Annotated in this window: 14 protein-coding genes; 7 read left to right on the top strand and 7 right to left on the bottom strand. The window is 52.6% G+C overall.

Annotated features, from left to right (window positions below; genetic code table 11):
• The first annotated feature begins 17 nt into the window (after positions 1-17).
• Positions 18-1,037 carry a GDP-mannose 4,6-dehydratase gene (gmd, locus tag CRO08_RS02835; protein WP_072813590.1) on the top strand — a complete coding sequence of 340 codons (1,020 nt, stop codon included), beginning with the start codon at positions 18-20 and terminating at the stop codon, positions 1,035-1,037.
• Positions 1,037-1,942 (top strand): GDP-mannose 4,6-dehydratase, encoded by a 906-nt coding sequence (locus CRO08_RS02830; RefSeq protein ID WP_097034963.1) that lies wholly within the window; start codon positions 1,037-1,039, stop codon positions 1,940-1,942. Before gmd ends, CRO08_RS02830 begins: the two co-directional genes overlap by 1 nt.
• Here CRO08_RS02830 and CRO08_RS02825 read toward each other — a convergent pair.
• Entirely contained in the window at positions 1,911-2,885 is a 975-nt protein-coding gene (locus tag CRO08_RS02825; protein WP_097035707.1) for a glycosyltransferase family 2 protein, read from the bottom strand. The two genes, CRO08_RS02830 and CRO08_RS02825, sit on opposite strands and share 32 nt — an antisense overlap.
• A gap of 65 nt (positions 2,886-2,950) precedes the next feature.
• Entirely contained in the window at positions 2,951-4,891 is a 1,941-nt protein-coding gene (locus tag CRO08_RS02820; protein WP_097035706.1) for a LamG-like jellyroll fold domain-containing protein, read from the bottom strand.
• Between the two features lie 63 nt (positions 4,892-4,954).
• On the opposite strand from CRO08_RS02820, the gene CRO08_RS02815 reads away from it, so the two are divergent.
• The 3 genes from CRO08_RS02815 (at position 4,955) to CRO08_RS02805 (ending at position 9,348) form a co-directional block, all read left to right on the top strand.
• The gene (locus CRO08_RS02815; protein ID WP_369684788.1) at positions 4,955-5,902 is read left to right on the top strand and encodes a lysylphosphatidylglycerol synthase transmembrane domain-containing protein; all 948 of its coding nucleotides are present in this window, start codon (positions 4,955-4,957) and stop codon (positions 5,900-5,902) included.
• A gap of 116 nt (positions 5,903-6,018) precedes the next feature.
• Entirely contained in the window at positions 6,019-7,917 is a 1,899-nt protein-coding gene (locus CRO08_RS02810; RefSeq protein WP_097034962.1) for a hypothetical protein, read from the top strand.
• A gap of 114 nt (positions 7,918-8,031) precedes the next feature.
• Positions 8,032-9,348 (top strand): hypothetical protein, encoded by a 1,317-nt coding sequence (locus CRO08_RS02805; protein ID WP_097034961.1) that lies wholly within the window; start codon positions 8,032-8,034, stop codon positions 9,346-9,348.
• Positions 9,349-9,442: 94 nt separating this feature from the next.
• Here CRO08_RS02805 and CRO08_RS02800 read toward each other — a convergent pair whose 3' ends face one another.
• From CRO08_RS02800 to der, 3 genes are all read right to left on the bottom strand, one after another.
• Positions 9,443-10,474: an NAD(P)H-dependent glycerol-3-phosphate dehydrogenase gene (locus CRO08_RS02800; RefSeq protein ID WP_072813577.1), complete on the bottom strand. Its 1,032-nt coding sequence runs from the start codon at positions 10,472-10,474 to the stop codon at positions 9,443-9,445.
• A gap of 142 nt (positions 10,475-10,616) precedes the next feature.
• Positions 10,617-11,252, bottom strand: coding sequence for a glycerol-3-phosphate 1-O-acyltransferase PlsY (gene plsY / locus CRO08_RS02795; protein ID WP_176495037.1), 636 nt, complete (start codon positions 11,250-11,252; stop codon positions 10,617-10,619).
• A complete protein-coding gene (gene der / locus CRO08_RS02790) occupies positions 11,185-12,627 on the bottom strand; it encodes a ribosome biogenesis GTPase Der (RefSeq protein WP_097034959.1) in 1,443 nt (480 codons plus the stop codon). The genes plsY and der overlap by 68 nt, the downstream gene beginning before the upstream one ends.
• Positions 12,628-12,938: 311 nt before the next feature.
• On the opposite strand from der, the gene CRO08_RS02785 reads away from it, so the two are divergent.
• On the top strand, positions 12,939-13,928 hold the full coding sequence (locus CRO08_RS02785) for an ORF6N domain-containing protein (protein ID WP_097034958.1): 990 nt from the start codon (positions 12,939-12,941) through the stop codon (positions 13,926-13,928).
• On the top strand, positions 13,912-14,211 hold the full coding sequence (locus CRO08_RS02780) for a PD-(D/E)XK nuclease domain-containing protein (RefSeq protein WP_097034957.1): 300 nt from the start codon (positions 13,912-13,914) through the stop codon (positions 14,209-14,211). The genes CRO08_RS02785 and CRO08_RS02780 overlap by 17 nt, the downstream gene beginning before the upstream one ends.
• A 7-nt stretch (positions 14,212-14,218) precedes the next feature.
• On the opposite strand, the gene CRO08_RS02775 is transcribed toward CRO08_RS02780, so the two are convergent.
• Together CRO08_RS02775 and CRO08_RS02770 are read right to left on the bottom strand one after the other, a co-directional pair.
• A complete protein-coding gene (locus tag CRO08_RS02775; RefSeq protein ID WP_097034956.1) occupies positions 14,219-15,043 on the bottom strand; it encodes a hypothetical protein in 825 nt (274 codons plus the stop codon).
• Between the two features lie 15 nt (positions 15,044-15,058).
• Positions 15,059-18,211 (bottom strand): FISUMP domain-containing protein, encoded by a 3,153-nt coding sequence (locus tag CRO08_RS02770; protein ID WP_097034955.1) that lies wholly within the window; start codon positions 18,209-18,211, stop codon positions 15,059-15,061.
• Between the last annotated feature and the right edge of the window lies 1 nt (position 18,212).

The following is an 18,212-nucleotide window of genomic DNA, read 5'->3' as shown; positions in this document are numbered from 1 at the left end:
TATTTATATTTAACCATATGAAACGCGCACTTATTACAGGCATTACCGGTCAGGACGGTTCGTACCTGGCTGAATTCCTTCTCGAGAAGGGTTACGAAGTTTACGGACTTGTCCGCCGCAAGAGCAAGCTCGACTTTAACAACGCTGAGCACCTCAAGGGCAAGGTTACATTCATTTTTGGTGACATGACCGATTCCGCATCGCTCCTGCGCGCCATGGAAATCGCGAAACCCGACGAGATTTACAATCTTGCCGCTCAATCGTTCGTGACTACATCGTGGGAAACGCCGCTTTCTACCGCCGACATCAACGCCATCGGCGTCACCAAGCTCCTGGAAGCGGTTCGCCTCTGCAAGCCTGACACGCGCGTATACCAAGCATCCACCAGCGAAATGTTCGGTAAAGTGCAGGCCGTTCCGCAAAACGAAACGACACCGTTCTACCCGCGCAGCCCCTACGGGGTTTCCAAACTCTACGGGCACTGGATTATCAAGAACTACCGCGAAAGTTACGGTATGTTTGCCTGCTCCGGCATCCTCTTCAACCACGAATCCGAACGCCGCGGCGCCGAATTCGTGACCCGAAAGATTACCATCGCCGTTGCAAAGATCAAGGCAGGCAAGCAGGACGTGCTTGAACTCGGCAACATGGATGCCAGCCGCGACTGGGGCCATAGCGCCGACTACGTACGCGCCATGTGGCTCATGCTTCAACAGGAACAGGCCGACGATTATGTAGTTGCCACAGGCGTAACCCACAAGGTTCGCGAATTTGTACAACTCGCCTTCAAGGCCGCCGGAATGGAAATTGAGTTCCACGGCGAAGGCGAAAACGAATACGCCACACTTAAGGGCACCGACAAGGTTGTCGTGAAGGTGAACCCGCAATTCTTCCGCCCTGCCGAAGTAGACCTACTTATCGGTGATGCAAGCAAGGCAAAGAAGGTTCTCGGCTGGAAACCCGAAATCAGCTACGAGCAGCTGGTCAAGCGCATGGTGGATAGCGACATCAAGCTCCTTGCCGAAGGAAAGATTTGATGAAGGTCGTCATCGTCGGGGCATCGGGATTCGTCGGCAGGTACTTAGCCCGCGAACTTGAATCCGCAGGGCATTCCACCGTGAAGGTGGACCTTCCCGAAGTGAACCTGCAGAACGTAGGCCAGGTGGAAGCGCTTATTGAAAGCGCCAAGCCCGACGCCGTCGTGAATCTCGCCGCCATAAGTTCGGTGGGAGCCTCGTGGAAAAGCCCCACCGATACAATCAACGTGAACGTGAACGGAACACTCAACCTGCTGGAAGCAATCCGCAAGCATGCTCCGCAGGCAAAGACTCTTTTAATCGGGAGCGCCGAGGAATACGCCATTCCCGAAGGCAGATCCCCGCTCAAGGAAACAGACCCACTCGAAGCGAGCAACCCCTACGGCATCTCGAAGATTGCGCAAGAAAACTTCGCGCAGCTCTACCGCAAGAAATACGGGATGAAAATAGTGTGCACGCGCTCATTCAACCACACCGGAGTCGGGCAGACAACTACGTTTGCGCTCCCGAGTTTCGTGAAGCAGGTCGCCGCAATCGACAAGTCGGGCAAGCCCGGCAAGATTTTCGTGGGCAACCTGAGCGCCTGGCGCGATTTCTCCGACGTGGAAGACGTCGTGCATGTCTACCGCATGCTGCTCGAGAACGAGAACGAGTTCGACATCTACAACGTGGGTTCCGGCATCGCGAATAAAATCGAGGACCTACTGAAAAACGTGATTCTAAAATTCACGCCCGTCGAAATCGAAATCGTCGTGGATCCCGAGAAGGTTCGTCCGGTAGAAACACCATACCTCTGCGCAGACAACTCCCGCGTGAAAAAGTACTGGAAAGGCACCGACATCCGCACGACACTCAAGAAGATGTTCGACCACTTCAGAGCCGAATCGGGTACATCTCAAGAATAGCGCGCACCTTCGCGCCGACATCGCCGAACTGTTTGCGGTATTTCCTGCGAATACAAAGTTCCTGCGGGAGCATTGCCAATGCCTGCAACCAAGCCTTCAGTAGCGCCCCGCAAATGGCAACCTTCGAGAGTTTTTTCCCGTCACCCGATTGCCCGGGAACGCCGCCCTTCGCCATGTTCAGGTAACGCACGAACCCGCGGAACGGCAACTTCACGATATCTGCAAATGGCAGCAAGCGAATCGCAGTACGCAAGCGGTTCCTCTCGGAATAGAACAGCTTGCGCGGGGAATAGCGCACCGTCGTCATCGAGCGTTCATGATAGACATTTGCCTCGGGGCAAAAGACCGTCTTGTACCCCGCGAGGTTATGCCGGAAATACCATTCCGTTTCCTCAAAGAACAGGAAGAAGCTTGCATCCATCTTGCCGGCCGCTTCGGCGGCGGCCCTGCGGAAACTCATCACTGCGCCGTAGCAGCCAAAGACTTCCTTCTCGCGCACATCGGCATCTCCAATGTTCAATCCGCTCGCCTCGTTTTTCGCAAACAAGTCCGCGCCGAACTGCACGCCAACCGCATTCACTACCCCGCTCTTTTCCATCACGAGGCTTGCAACCGAGCCCGCTTCCGGGTGGCGTTCAAAACACGCAAGCAAGTTTTTTGCCCAAGCCGGGTCGAATTCCAGGTCCATATTGCAAAGCACCTGGATGTCGGCATTCATCTTTTCGAGCAGTCCATTACAGGCTCCCGCATATCCAAGATTCTTGGGGCATTCAATTACGGTGCAGTCTAAGTTTTGTTCCTTCAAAATACGTATGGAATCGTCCGCAGAAGCATTATCAAAAACAAGCACACGCACAGGTTCAGATTGCGCAAGCAAGCTCCTTACACATTCCAGAAGTTCCGTGCCACCATTATAGTTGATAATACCTACGTCGATTTTCATATTCACCCAAAAAGGAAAGGGACCAACAGGTCCCTTCAAATATAGATTAAACGTCTAACAAGGTATTACAGCCCGTAGTAGCGGATGAAGTCGATTTCGCCCACAAAGAAGCGGTCGTGTTTCGCCTGCATCATGGCATCGAAACCGATACCGATGTCGTAACCGAGCTGCGAGATATCACCCGTCGTCTCAGCTTCAGCCGTCAGTTCGCCATTCTGGAACACCTTGATGGATTCGGCACCACGTTCCACGCGAATGTCGGTCCATTCATCCAGGGCAAGCTTTTCACCCTTGAGAATATTCCAGGTAATGCCGTCAGTATCCTCGTCGCGGAAATGCACCGTCAGCACGCCATTGTCGAGGCGGACAATCCAGCCGTCGCCATAGCGTCCAGGAGGCTCGGCAACAATGATATTCTGCATTTCACCAAACTGGGTCGGCTTTACGCGGGTTTCAATCGCAAACGTATTGCGCTGGAATACCTTCGAGAGGCCAACTTCCAAGCCAGACCTGCCATCAAGCGCAACCGTCGTATCGGCAACCTTCGGGCTACCCACCAAATCGTGCGTAGAGTTGTTTGCCATGCGGTCAAGGCCAATAAACGTAGGTTCATTGAATTCCCAAGCAACAAGAAGCCTCTTGGACTTCACCGGCAACACGCCTGCGCTAAAGCCGTTAAAGGCTCCAAAGCGGACATAGTCCATTTCGCCGATGAAGTAGCGGTTGTGGAAAGCCTGCTGCATACCATCGAAACCGATGCTCCAGTTGTAGCGCATCTGAGTCAGATCACCCGTATAGGCGGCAGCAACGGTAAGTTCGCCATTCTGGAAAAGCTTGACACTATCGGCACTGCGTTCCATACGAATGACATTCCATTCGCCAAGAGTCATACGCTTGCCCGGGAAGATATTCCAGTCGTCACCGTTGAGATCGTCATCACGCAGGTGAACTGTCAGCACACCCTCGTCAATGCGGAGCTGCCAGCCATCCACACCACGTCCGGGGGGCTCGGCCACAATGATGTTCTGCATGGTACCGAACTGAGTCGGCTTCACGCGAGCCTCGACAACAAACTCGTTAATCTTGATATCGTCAGCCAAGGCCACGGTAAAGCCAGACTTGCCGTCAAAAGCGGCAATTCCATCTGTGGAAGCCACCGAACCTTCACCGATGGTCGCGTTGTGGCCGTTACCAGTCACGTCGAGGCCGACATTCTCGGCATCATTGAAGTCCCATTCGGCAATCCAGACCGTCTCGGGAACAGGGTCGCTCCCGTCGGCGATAGTATCGATAGGCGTTTCAACCGGTTCAACCACTTCGATAGAATCAATCGGGGTATCCTCAATCTCGTTGACCGTTTCCACATCGACCTGTTCCACATGGCCGTTATGGCAATGGCACTTTCCCATATCGAATTTGTCGAAACCAACCGTGAACAAGCCTTCCATCGTGAAGGAGCCGAACTTTTCGTTGCGGAAGGCGCCTTCGATTTTGCCGTTCACAAAAATGACAACGACCTTACCCGCAAGTTCGACGCGGACATTGTTCTTTTCGAGTTTTTCAATGCGCTTTTCGGTCTTGAACTTCTGCCATTCGCTTTCGGCATTTTCGCGCCAGGAATAAACGACGGCACCGTTTTCAACCTGGACCATCCAGGCAAAACCCTTGCCGTCGACACCGGCAGAAGCAACCGTATAGACAGAATCGTCTTCGACCGTCACATCAGCATCAACTGCGAAGTTCGTGTTCTGGAGAACAGAATCGACTCCCGTAGAAGCGCTATCGGATTCAGTAGATTCAAACTGCCAGGAATCCACAACAGAACGCCTGAACATAGCCATGTGAGCCTTCGCATCCGAAGCACTCACAAGAGTAATCTCGCCGGACGCCCCTTCCACGCCCTCTATTGCAACCGGAGATTTAGAGTCCGTCGAATCCGACGAACATCCAAACATCCCAACCATCGCCATCGAAGCCACGGCAGGAACCATAATCCATTTTTTCATTATTTCCTCCTTTCCCTTCATGGGAAAATCCTACAACTGAATATAATATTTTATATTAGGCTTATGCAACCCGACAATCGAAAAAAATTGACAAAAATGCTTTTTACGGCGATAAAAGTCATCGTTACCGTCGGGGGATTGGCGTATATCCTGAACAAAATCCCGTTTTTTGACGCAATTTCGAACTGGAAGCCGTCGGCTCTCCCCTGGTTGCTCTTTATTTTGTTCTTAACCGTCGTTCTCATGGCAATCCAGGCAAACCGATGGCGCGGTTTATTGCTTGAGGACGGGAAAAAAGTCAAATTTCGCACTTTTTACGCCTACATTGCGCTAGGTTACTTTTTCAACAACCTGCTCCCCAGCGGTTTCGGTGGAGATGCCGTCAAGACGGTCGCATTCGGGCGCAAATTCGGGAACACGGCGAACTCCGTTGCGGCAATTGCGATATCACGTGTCATGGGGCTTATCGCGATGTTCCTCAGTTTTTTCATCGCAATCCCGTTCGTCTTGATTCGCTACCAGGTTCCAGCCCATTACACCATCACCGTAAGCGCAGTTGCCATATTAGCCCTGGTTATCATTGTCGGTAGCCTATTTCTGGATAAAATCAAGATTCCAGACAAACTTGTTCAAAAAGTTCCGTTCCTGCTGAAGTTGCAACAGGCTTTCGCCATCTACCGTAGCCACCCGAAGGCGTTCTGGTTATCGGGACTGGATTCCGTATGGTTGCAGATTGTGACCATCATTATCCACTACGCCTACTTCCGTGCCGTAGGAATTGATGTCGATATCGCCGTCATAACGGTATTCACCACCATTATGGTTACATTTACCATGCTCCCGATATCCATAAACGGAATCGGTATCCGCGAAAACGTGCAGGTCAGCCTTTACACGGGGCTTCTCGGAATCCCTGCCGACGTAGTACTTGCATCCACCCTGCTCAGTTACCTGCCACTGCTATTCCAGGCAGCCCAGGGAGCAATCGTGCTCCTAAAAATCCGTAAGTAACCACATTATCGCCTTGAACGCGCCGTCAATCGGCAATTTTTTACGTCACATAAAAAAATAGTGGCACATTCTATTCTTTTTTTATATTTTCATGGAAACAAGGAGAACCTTTTTTTATGAACAAAGTCAAATTACTCTCAATCCTTACACTTGGCTGCCTATCAATTCTCGCCGGATGCGGCGACGACTCTAGCAGCAGTCCCGAAAGCAAGGACATATCCAGCGACCCCATCGAAACCAAGGTCGAAGTCACCGCCGGCTGCCAAGAAATTACGGACGAAGCGGACAAGGCGACAATTGAGAAAATCAAGAGCGACCTCACCGACGTCTATTCCACCTTCGGGGATGGCGACCTGAGCAAGGCGCAAGAAATGAGCGCTTCTACAAAGTCCTCCGTCGAGGCAATCCTCAAGAAGTATCCCGGCAACTGCGAAGCGCAGCTCGCCTACACGGCATCCATCATCTCGGATATCGCGAACAACAAGAAAATCAACAACCTGGTCGATACGCTGCTTGCCCGCACGGGTAAGCCCGGTGCATCACTCTTCTCGCGCGACATGATGGGTTCTTCCGAGGTTTCCTTCAACCTCGCCTTCCATTCCACCGACGAACTCCGTGGCATCTTGGTGAGCGACGCGCAGGCCGCCATCGCAACCGCTATCCCTTCGCTGGATTCCGCCATCAGCTACATGACGAACATCGCGAACGACGACGCGTTCACCTGCACCTACAACATCGACGAACGCAATGTTGAACTCGACCGCGGTGAATTTGCCCCGGTACTTGCCGCATTGTACGCCGCCAAGGCGACACTCACGGCAGTTGCCAGCATTAACCTCAACATTGACGAGAACGGCAAATACGACTGGATTGACTCCCTTTTGGACTTAGAAGCCAAGGTTAACTACTATGACAACCATGGTTTCGAGCACCTGTTCAAGTTTATCGGGAAAGAGAGCAAGTTTACAAGCATCCATGATTCCTGGAAAAGCGAATACAAGAACATCCCGAACATGATAGACAGCGCAATTAGCTACGTGCAGTTCGGCCTGCAGTACGGGCTCGAAGAAGCAAAGAACGGCCTCAAGACCCAGGAGAACGACCTCTACATCGTGGGGGACGACGAAGAAGCCGACCTGAGTACCGCCGACGCCCAGAAAATCATCGATTCCCTGAGCACCATCAAGACGCAGCTCCGTACCGGCTTCGACATTCACTACGGCAAAGACAAGACCATCAAGTTCGTGCCTTACAAGTGGTTCGAGAATACCGACGGCATCCAGAAGTTCCTGCCGTACCACGTGGTGAACGACAAGTCCGAATGGGTGAACCCGGACGGCGGTTTCTACTGGTCCGAAAACTTGGAAGAAGAAGCATATGCCCAGAGATTCATGCAAGGGTATGTGGCACAGGAATACTACAAGTTCAACCCCGACATTGAAAGCAATCAAATCTACGGATGGGATGACGACGAGACCTCGGGAACAATCTTCATGGACATCTACGAACCTGAACGTATCGAAGCAGAAATCGGCTACGTTGCTGACGGTTGCAAGATCAAGTTCGTCGTCAACAGCTACGTGGAAGGCGACCCCTGGGCCATGCTCAACAGTGAAGAGCCCACAATCCAAACCGAATGGAAGATTCCTGACGTGACGCTCCCCGCAGGAATGTGCAAGGACGACAAGGGCACCATCAAGTACGCCGTCGCCTTCTACGAGAACGAGGTTCCCAACTTCGGTTACTTTACCGACAAGGACGGCAACAAGACCGAGACTATCCAGGGCCTCCTCAACGGCAAGATGGTCGATTCCGAAATCGAGAAGTACACCTTCGAAGACCTCCGCAAGATTATCATCTTCCCCGATGTCACGTTCGGCGGCATCTTCCCCGACATGACCGTAGACTCCTTCTGGGATGAATTCATCAAGGGCGCCATCGACGACGATTTCGATGAATACTACGAAGATGAAGAAGACTGGGACGAACAAGAAAACGAATTCGCCATTGATTAATCAGCAGTGAATGCTTTCTTTAAATCGCTATGCGCCATAGGCTTGACAAGTCTCCTTGCAACGCCATTGGCGTATGGTGAAACAAAAGGCCTCGCCCATTGTGGCGGGCTTTTTTTGCTGGATGCCGATACCAAAGAACTGAGCGGTTCTTTCTGCAATGTCGCGGACACGGCGCATGCCGACAAGTATTCCGTTTTCGCCTCGTTTTCGCATTACCACATAGACGGGCTCTGGAAAGACGGCTGGGAACTTTCTTTAAGCAGCAACCGTACAATCGGTTCAGCGGGCATCCAGGCCAACTTCCGGAACATTACTTTCTCCGTAGCGGCAAGCGGCCTGCCGGCGCTAAAATCAAGCGTCACCATACACACAGCGGATTCTTCGCTGTACGCGGCAGCACTTGTCGAGCGTGGGGCTCCGGAACTTGCAACCATCCGCTGGGAATCCGAAAACGAAAACGACGAGGTCCACCTTATCGAAGGCGACTGGAATTCGCAATACCTGCGCAAGGGATTTACTGCCGGAGCAAGGTTTGCAGGCAACGAACTTGCCGCAGGCCTGCAGCACATCGGCACGACTCCGTACAACGCAAAGCGGGAATACTTTATCAAGGATTCCTCGCGCATCTGGCTCTGGGATGCACAATACGCGCACCATTTCGAAACGAGCAAGCTCGATTTCTACTATGCGGGAGCCTCTGCCGACGTGAACATTTTCGGGAACACCTGGCGCGACAACAGCACCAAGCGTTTCATGTTCGTCCCGCTAGACGCAAGCCTGCATTACGGCAGTATTCAGTGGGAAAAGGAGACCTTCGGGCTCGATGCACGCGGCATCAAGGCCGATATTCACATGGAGCGGAACAAGAAGCGGTTCTTCGAGACGTTCGCCCCGAACCGCCTGCTGCCCGTGTCCATCATGCAGACGCTTTCGTTCTCGTTCTTGCAGAAGAACTTCCTGGTGGATGCGGACGTCGACCTTTCTGCCGTCACGCTGGGAGGGCACGTTAACCCGAGTTTCAACATCACGACGCACACGAAGGTTTCCCCGCGCATCGACTTGCACGGATACTACACCCACGACGAAATCGAAGTTGACAGGACATCTTCAACGACATCGTTCATAGGCTACAGCGCGCAAAATGATTCCATGTCGTGGATGCTCGAGAGCTACGGGCTCGTCGCCGGGCTCGGGATTACGCTGGAGCGCGAAACCCAGGGAATTCTCCGCAATCTTTCGCTTTTCGCCAGCGCGACGCAAATCGTCCCATTCAAGACGGATTATACCGAGCGCACGGAAACTCCGGAAAGCGCCAGCACGGTATCGCCGGAAGGGGCTTCGCCCACCAAAAACAAAAACGCCGGACTTGAATCCGGCGGAATATTCAGAAGCGGGTTTGCCGCCCACTTCGGCGCATCAATCCGTTTCTAGTCTCGCGAAAAACTTTCGTCTGCAGGAGCGAAGCTCCGTTCTTTAGTCTATCGTCTTTCGTCTATAGGAGCGAAGCTCCGTTCTTTCGTCTAAACTAGCCCCAGACTTCTTCCTTGAGCTCGCGGCCCCACATGTCCTTGATGACATCGTCGACCTTCTTGCCTTCGAAGAGGAGCGCATGCACGGAGTTCACGATGGGCATCTCGACACCGAGCTTGTCGGCGAGCGCCTTGGTGCTCTTGCAAGTGGGCACGCCTTCGGCCACCATTTTCATGCCGGCAAGCACCTGCTCGATGGTTTCGCCACGCCCGATGTGTTCACCCACATAGCGGTTGCGGCTGTGCTGCGAAAGGCAGGTCACGATAAGGTCGCCCATGCCGGCGAGGCCCGCAAACGTTTCGGACTTTGCACCGAGAGCCTTGCCCAGGCGGCACATTTCGGCCTGGCCACGGGTAAGGAGGGCTGCACGCGTGTTGTCGCCAATCTTGTACTTGCCGCTCGCCTCGAGCCCGTAGAGCACGCCAGAGGCAATTGCAATCACGTTCTTCACAGAACCGCAGAGTTCCACGCCCACGATGTCGGTAGAGCTGTACACGCGCAGGTAAGAACAGCTCATCACCTTCTGCACGAGCTTCGCGGATTCCTCGTTCACGCAGGCGGCCACAATCGCGGTAAGGATATGGCGGCTAACCTCTTCGGCATGCGAAGGCCCGCTGAAGGCGACCATCTTGTCGTCGGTAAGCCACGGCACGTTCGAGAGCAGCACTTCGCTCATCAGCTGGTTCGTACCTTCGAGAATGCCCTTGGTAGCGCAGACCACAATGGGTTCCTTGCCCTTCGCCGGAGTCCACTTGCCCAGGTTCTTCGCGACTCCACCCATGAACTGCGACGGCACCACGATAAGCACCATGTCACAGCCGTCGAGGGCTGCATTCATGTCGGTCGTGTACTTGAAATCCGCCGGGAAGATTACGCCGGGGAGCTTGTCCTTGTACTGATGTTCCGTCGAAAGCAGATCAACTTCGGCCTGCGAGTTTGTCCAGAACGAAACTTCGCACTTATTTTCATAGACCACCTGACCGAGAGTCAGGCCCCAACCACCAGTACCTAAAACTGTAACCTTCATATTATCTTTCCTAATCTCTTGCGTGTCACCCTGAGCGAAGTCACTTCGTGGCGAAGTCGAATGGGTCTTTTTAGATTCTTCGACTCCGCTTCGCTGCGCTCAGAATGACACTGACAATCATTCTTACAACAATCTACAATATTTATGCCTTCGGAGTCTTGCGCTTGCTGCCAAAACCGTTCTCGGTGCCGTTCAAAAGGCGCTTGATGTTGGATTTATGCTTCACAATCACGAAAACCGCTACCAGAAGGCAGGTAATCATGAGCCCGAGGTTGATATCGTCGGGCGGGAAGGGCAACTTGAGGTACCCCATCACGCCCAGGGCGCCGAGGGCAACGCAGGCACCGATGCTACCTACCGAAACGTACTTGGTCGAAGCCGTGAGGACAATCCACACGCCAAAAGCCGAGAGAGCGGTAATCGGGCAGAGCGCGAGGAACACGCCAAGCGCAGCAAGCACGCCCTTGCCACCGCGGAAACCCGCGAAACAGGTAAAGCTGTGCCCGAGAATCACGAGGATACCCGCGACAAGCGGAACCCAGTGGGAATAGTCCGCACCGCCGGCAGCGACCTGGGATTCGCACATGCGCATGGCAATCCACGGGCCAAAGAAGCCCTTGAGCAAGTCCATGAATACCACGGGGAGCGCCGGTTTCCAGCCGAGCACTCGGAACGTGTTGGTGAGGCCCGCATTCTTGGAGCCGTAATCCCTAATGTCGAACGACTTTCCCTTTGCGAGTTTTGCGATCCAGATCGCGCTGGGGATCGACCCCAGCAAGTACGCTATTGGAAGACTCAGTAAACTGTTCAAGTTCTTCATCCTTTCTGAGGGTTAACTTCTGATCGAAATTCAGGCGCAGGGGCGCACCCTGCAACTGGAATTCCTCATAAAACTTCTTGAGCAGGTAGCGCTTGTATGACTCGTCCACGAGTTCGGGCGTGCGCGTCTCGATAGCGATGACGGGCGGTTCCACCATCACCTGGCAGGCACGGGTAAGCGACACCACGCGGGCATTGTGGCTCGGGGGCGCCTTCTCTTGCAAGAAGTTCGCAAAACTTTCGGCGACGCGGTCACGGCCAAGCACGCGGCGGCAGTTGGCATACACCGTCTGGATGGCCTGCACAATGCGGTTCACGCGCTGGCCTTCCTTGGCGCTTGCAGAAATAATCGGCACGTACTCGAGCATCGGCTCGCGTTCGAGCATTTCCTTCACCATGCGGTCGAAGGACTTTTCCGTCTTGTCCGGATAGATATCCCACTTGTTGAGCACGAGCACCAGACCCTTACCCGCCTTGCGGATTTCGGTAATGATGCGGAAGTCCTGCACTTCGAGCCCGCGGGTGCAATCGACCATCAATACCGAGAGGTCGGAGCGGCGGATGCTTTCGAGCGTGCGCATGTTACTAAAGATTTCGACTTCGTCCTCGACCTTCGCCTTCTTGCGGAGGCCCGCAGTATCGGTCACCACAAACTTCTGACCATCGACAATGAAGTCGCAGTCGATGGAATCGCGGGTCGTACCCGGAATGTCAGAGACCACCGCGCGGTCTTCGTTCAGCAGGCGGTTCAACAGCGTGCTCTTGCCCGCGTTCGGGCGGCCGAGAATCGCGAAACGGATGGGGCGTTCTTCCTTGCGTTCGCCACGCACCGGCGTCGGGAGAATCGAGACAACCTCGTCCAGGAGCGAGAGGCAGGCATAGCCCGTAAGCGCACTGATGGTGCGGGGCTGACCAAAACCGAGCTTGAGGAACTCGTAGCTTTCCTGGCGGTCGCCCTGCTGCTCGCTCTTGTTCGCCACAAGAATCACCTTCTTGTCGAGCTTGCGGATAAGGCGCGCGAACTGCTGGTCGAGCTTGGTAATGCCCACGCGGACATCCACCATGAAGAGCACGAGGTCGGATTCCTCGACCGCATTGAAAATCTGCGCACGGACGCTATCGGCCAGCACGTCGATGGAATCGTCGGGCAAGAATCCGCCCGTATCGACCACCGTAAACTCGTGGCCCTTGTAGTTCGCCGTCTGGTAATGCCTATCGCGGGTAACGCCGTCACGGTCAGAAACGACAGCGGCACGCCGCCCCAGGATGCGGTTGAAAAGCGAGGACTTGCCCACGTTCGGGCGCCCGATAATGCATACGACAGGTAATTTCATTAGGCGAAAATATAGAAAAACATTAGGCGAACGCCTAGAGCGTAAAGCCGCGCCTGCTGAATCTTTGCAATCTCGTTTTTAAATTTAGCAAGCAATGATTGCTGAATTATTTGCCGCACGAAAAATCATTTTCCGCTCAATCAATTCTCCCCCATGTCCACCCCTTGTCTTCTTGCACATCTTTTTTGTATATTCTACCCTGCAAACATAGTGGGCGGGCAATCCCTGCCAACGACCGTATTCATATAATCATCAATTCTCGTATTTGAGGATTATATGGATGCGGTCTTTTTTTGTTTAAACGAGGAAATATGGACAAAAACAAAGAAAAAATGGGAATTGCAACGGCAAACCCGCTCGTGGAGTCAGGCGTAGGAAAGATGATTCAAGTCATTCGGGGCAAGCAGGTGCTGCTTGACCGCGATTTGGCGACGCTTTACGGGGTGGAAACGAAGCGTATAAATGAGCAGGTAAAGCGCAATATCGAGCGTTTTCCTGAGGATTTCTGCATACAACTCTCTTTAGAGGAATCGCAACTTCTAAGGTCGCAAAATGCGACCATAGAGAAAAAGGGGCAAAATTTAAAGGGAAAACACACAAAATACCGTTCTTTAGCCTTCACCGAACAGGGCGTAGCGATGCTATCTTCAGTCCTAAAAAGCGAGTCCGCAATCAGGGTCAACATCGCCATCATGCGGGCGTCCGTACAATTGCGGCATATTATGATGGGTAACGGAGGTCTCGTCAACCGGCTTTCAAACGTGGAAGCGAAACTACTCGACCAAGATCGTAAAAACGTTGAATATGACCGCAAGTTCGACGAAGTTTTTGAAGCAATGGACCGCGGTGAACTCAAGTCCAAGGGCCTTTACTACAACAATCAAGAGTTTGACGCCTATGTTTTCGTGTGCGCATTAATACGACAGGCTAAAAAGCGAATCGTCCTTGTCGATAGGTATGTGACCGAGAAGACTCTGACCATGATGCTCAAGCGGGAAAAAGGCGTTTCCGTGACTATTTACACCTATGACAAGAGCAAGGTTCTTGATGTAGACTTGGCAACTTACAACGAGCAATATCCCGACAGCCCGATGCAAGTTTTGCCTAGTTACGGAATGCACGACCGATTCCTTTTTATCGACGATACGGCCTACCACTTCGGAGCCTCGCTCAAAGACTTGGGCAAGAACACCTTTTTCTTTACGCAGGAAGATTTTACGTTGGACGAGGTGTTGAAGGAATCGCAGAAAATTCGGGCAGAAAAAGAAAGCCAAACACTACAGAGTGACAACGCAGATTAGAGTTCTGCGGTGTTATTCCAGCGTAAATCCCCGCCGGAAATTCTCTAAGGGCAACAGCGACGCCGTTGTCGAGACTGCCGATGCGGTCTATATGTTCGAGTTCAAATTAAACAAGAACGGCACCGCAGATGACGCTTTGAAACAGATTGATGATAAAGGATATTTAATCCCCTATACCGCAAACCAAGCCTTGGACGGAATGCCGAAAAGGCTCTTCAAGATTGGCGTGAGCTTTGACGCCGAAAGGCGCACCCTCGGCGAATGGAAAGTTGCGGAAGAGTAAAATCGGGCTAGCAGCAGCCAAAAATTTGCTTGAGCATGTCGCCGGAAGGGGAAATGCTTACTTTAAAGGCCCCTGCGGTTATGAGCATGGCTAGCAGGAAAATGCCGCCGACTTTCATGTACTTGCGTGAAGTGGCCCAACAGCGTGATTTTAGTTTATTCGATTCGCTGTTGACAAGCGAGCGAGCGGCACTTTCGGCAATGAGCCTGTATTTGATTTCGGATGCAAGGTCATGGCTTTCGGAATCGGGAATTTTTCGACCATCGGCATCCTTGCCCTGCAACAGAAACCTTACGCCGTCATCGGCGGAATCGGGAATCTTGTATGTAAGCTTGAACGATTCCAGCAAGAAGGTCGAAGATACGACAATGCAGAACAGCGCAGGTAACGCAACCGAAAGGAACAGCACAAAGAACCCAATGCAATCCATATACATCAGTTGCTTTGCGAGGTAGATAAATGCCGACACCATGCCCAAGAAAACCGCCGTCATCGAGAAAACGGACTGGTTTTCCTGACCTCGAAGGTCGAACGAGTTCTTCAGGTTTTCGCGGGCTTCCGAAAGGAGCGTATCCGTAGGCGACTGCCCTCCCTTGGAAAATCGCCAACCGAAGAAGTTCCGTTCCTTTGGAACTTTCGCATCGGCATCGCGCATAATCTGCACGAACTCGTCATTCCGCTTGCGGGCACTTTCAAGCCTTCCGTCGAAGTCGTCGTGGCGGATATCTGAAAGCAGCTTGAAATCCATGGAGACACCGTCCTTCCCGTAAACAAGAAGAATGAGAATGCCGGCCCATGCCACAGCAACGAGAATGACGAATAGCGGTGTCATGATTTACTCCTTTTGTTAGGGTTCTGTGGGGTAGTCTTCGACGCAACGGACAGGGTATGCATTGTTGTAGATTTTCCTCGTATAACCGAATGTCGAGGTATCCGCTTGCAAATACCAACGGCCTATATCATCGCCGTTGATTTCAGAAGAACTCCAGAACATGCCCCAAAAAATCGGCAAAGCAGAAAAGCCAGAGGCATCAGTCGCCCCATCCCAAACGTCGCCGTATGATTCACTTTTCCAGACGCCCAAAGCAGCCTGTAGCGATGTCGCAGCGTTAGATTTGCCAAGGTTTATCCATTCAGTGCTGTCAGGAACATGCCATCCTACAGGGCAAATTCCCCTATGCGGATGTTTAACAACAGAACCTGCGTGAGCGTCTCCACGGACCCATTTCGAATCAATATCCATTGCTGCAGTCCAAACGTAACCTACACCACCAATTTCACAATTATATTTAATACCAGTATAGAGACCGCCAGAACAAGAGACTCCGCCTTTTAGATTTACCGAGTGCAAGCTATCTACATAACGCAGATTTTCCGCCATCCAGCGTTTGCCGTCAATTATCACCGTCTTATAGACTTTACCATCGCGGTCATCAATCAGGTCTTCACCATAGACGGCATCTGGATGCTTTTCCGACGTGTAATACAAGGCCTTCTTTTTATTCCATTGTTCAAGAGTATAGTCATAAGGACTTTCCACAGGGTGCCATCTATCGCCCTTACACACATAATCTATTTCAATGTTTCCAACACTTTCGCAATTCCATACAACAGAATCTTGCAACACTTGATAGTATCCTTCAAGTATATAAGAATTATAATCAAAACACGCAATTCCTACTTTTTTCTCGGCACAATTTGTCTCAAGCCAATCATAATCAGCACATACATAGATAATTCCATCTCGTTCATCAAAAATTCCGCTCTTTTCATATGTACAGTAATTTTCAGCTTGACAAGTACCATTCGTTCTGCAATTCGTTTCTTCTTCAATTGTCGCCTCGCGCCATACATTAAGTTCACACACAAAATAAGCGTCATGCACCAAGCCGGCTTTAATTTCACCGTCATTGCTATCCAGGCAATCCCAGCCATTGGTATTGAGCAAAATGCGGTCCTTCACCTTTGTCCATGTTTTATTCGCACAGTTGTAGTAGTCCCCCGTTTCCGGCGACTTGAGCATACGCCCCGCACGACCGTCAGTGCACCCAAGCAAGCCAAGAGAACAGTCGTTATTCGTTCCCGCGCGCCAACCTCTATATGCCGCACTCGTATCATAGACATAGCAATTCTTGCTACCAGGTGTCACCACGCCGATGGAATCCCCCCACTTGGCATAGCCGTCCTCGCCTTCGCTCCACAACTGCGTATCAATCATGATGTCGTTCTTGAACAGCACCCAGTCGTGCGCCTGTTCCTGACACTGGTAATAGCCGCCCTGCTTATTGTCATAGCGGAATGCTCCATACAACTTCTTGTTGCAGCCGCCATATAAGCCTTCAAGGTAGGCAGCATCGCGCCAGCCCTTCACGCCGCCGTTGCGCACTCCGGTCGAGTCGAACACGTAAGTCTTCCCCGTAATCGCACCCGCCTTGAGCGCGCCGTCGGTAGAGTCCTTCCACTGGTAGGTATCCTTCTCGAAGTCGCTAGCCACATGCCACAAGCTATCCGCGCGGCAAATGTATCGGCGGGTCGCAATACCCTTGTTGGCGGCAACCACCTTGCCGATGTTCTCGTCGTTGCATTCGCCCATGCCGAATTCGGTCGTCCAGAACTTGCGCACATGCTTCTCGAAGTTCGGCACGATGCTCGAAAGTCCCCAGCCTTCCACGTTTGTGCGTATTCTCTGAATGCGGTCGCTGCTGTCGATGGCGGCGGCAAAGTCGGCCAGTTCGCTACGCCGGGTTTCATCGTCCCAAACGCCGTCCGTCTCCATGTCGGTTGCAATCTTCTGCAAAAGTTCAGAAAGTTGCGACACGCTGCGGTCGCCCTGCAATATGATGGAGAATGCAAGCAGGGCAGCGTCTTCGTCGCTTGCCCCTGCAATATTCAGGTCTTCGGAGTTGCTGAAGTCCGTCGCGTCAATGTTCAAGAGACCGAATACTTCCTTTTGCGCCTGTTTCTTGGCGGCACGGACCTTCATCTTCTTCTGCGTCACCAGGTAAATCACGCGTTCGTATTCCAAGTGCGTCAGCAGGTTCACGTTCACGATGTTTCGGTCGTTCACGTCCGTTATCGCAAACAACGTAAGTTCCGAGTTCGAGTTTTCACCGGTCACTTCGTTGCGGTAGTAGCCCGACGCCTCAAGCATCACGTACTGGCTCACGAGCATGCGGGCGTTAATTTTAAATTCGCCATTGTCGTTCAAAATCTTGCCGTTAAAGCTGTTACCCGTCTGCGTCAGGGTGCGTCCGTCTTCCATTTCGCGCACGAGCACCTTTGAACCGCTCAGGAACGGGCCCTTCTGCGTTACGCCGGAAACTTCGTCCAAAGAAATTGCAATCTTTTCAGAGTCAAGGACAACCTCGCCCTGCCCCGTGGTATCGGGCAATTCGCCGACATAAAGGACAGTCGATTCCGTGCCACAGGTTACGCGGACAGACAACTCGTCAATCTTTTCCATTGAGCAGCCCGCACCTGGAGCGCCATCGTTACCATCTGCACCATCTTCGCCGTCCTTGCCATCGGCACCCGGCGCACCATCAGCACCATCCTTACCGGCAACACCCTGCTTGCCTTGAACGCCCGGCTTCCCCTGGATGCCTTGCGCACCATCCTTGCCGTTGAGCACAACGCCAATGGAATCGCCGCCACAAAGGATCTTCACGCCGCCACCATCGAGCAACGGCTGAGTAGAGCAAGTCGCAGCCACGCTCCCTTCGGCAATGGCATACCACAAGCCAGCAGAACACATGCGCGGAGTAGCCTCATTCCTGACCCACACCAGTTCGCCCTCGTTAGTCGCAGAACAGGGCGGCAGCAGCGACACATCCGTCACGACTTCAACGCCAGAGCCCGCGACTTCGACAATTTTTTCGGTCGTGGTATTCTCGCCGCAAGCGGAGAGAAGGAATGCAACGGATGCTATCGCCACTATCATTTTGGACTCTATCGCCTTACGGCTCCAGAGTGACATAAGGGTGTTTTTTATGGGGTTCATG

The sequence above is a fragment of the Fibrobacter sp. UWT3 genome, from assembly GCF_900230125.1.
Lineage (GTDB): Bacteria > Fibrobacterota > Fibrobacteria > Fibrobacterales > Fibrobacteraceae > Fibrobacter.
The sequence above is the reverse complement of the archived record's forward strand: the minus strand, read 5'-3'. Positions and strand labels throughout refer to the sequence as shown.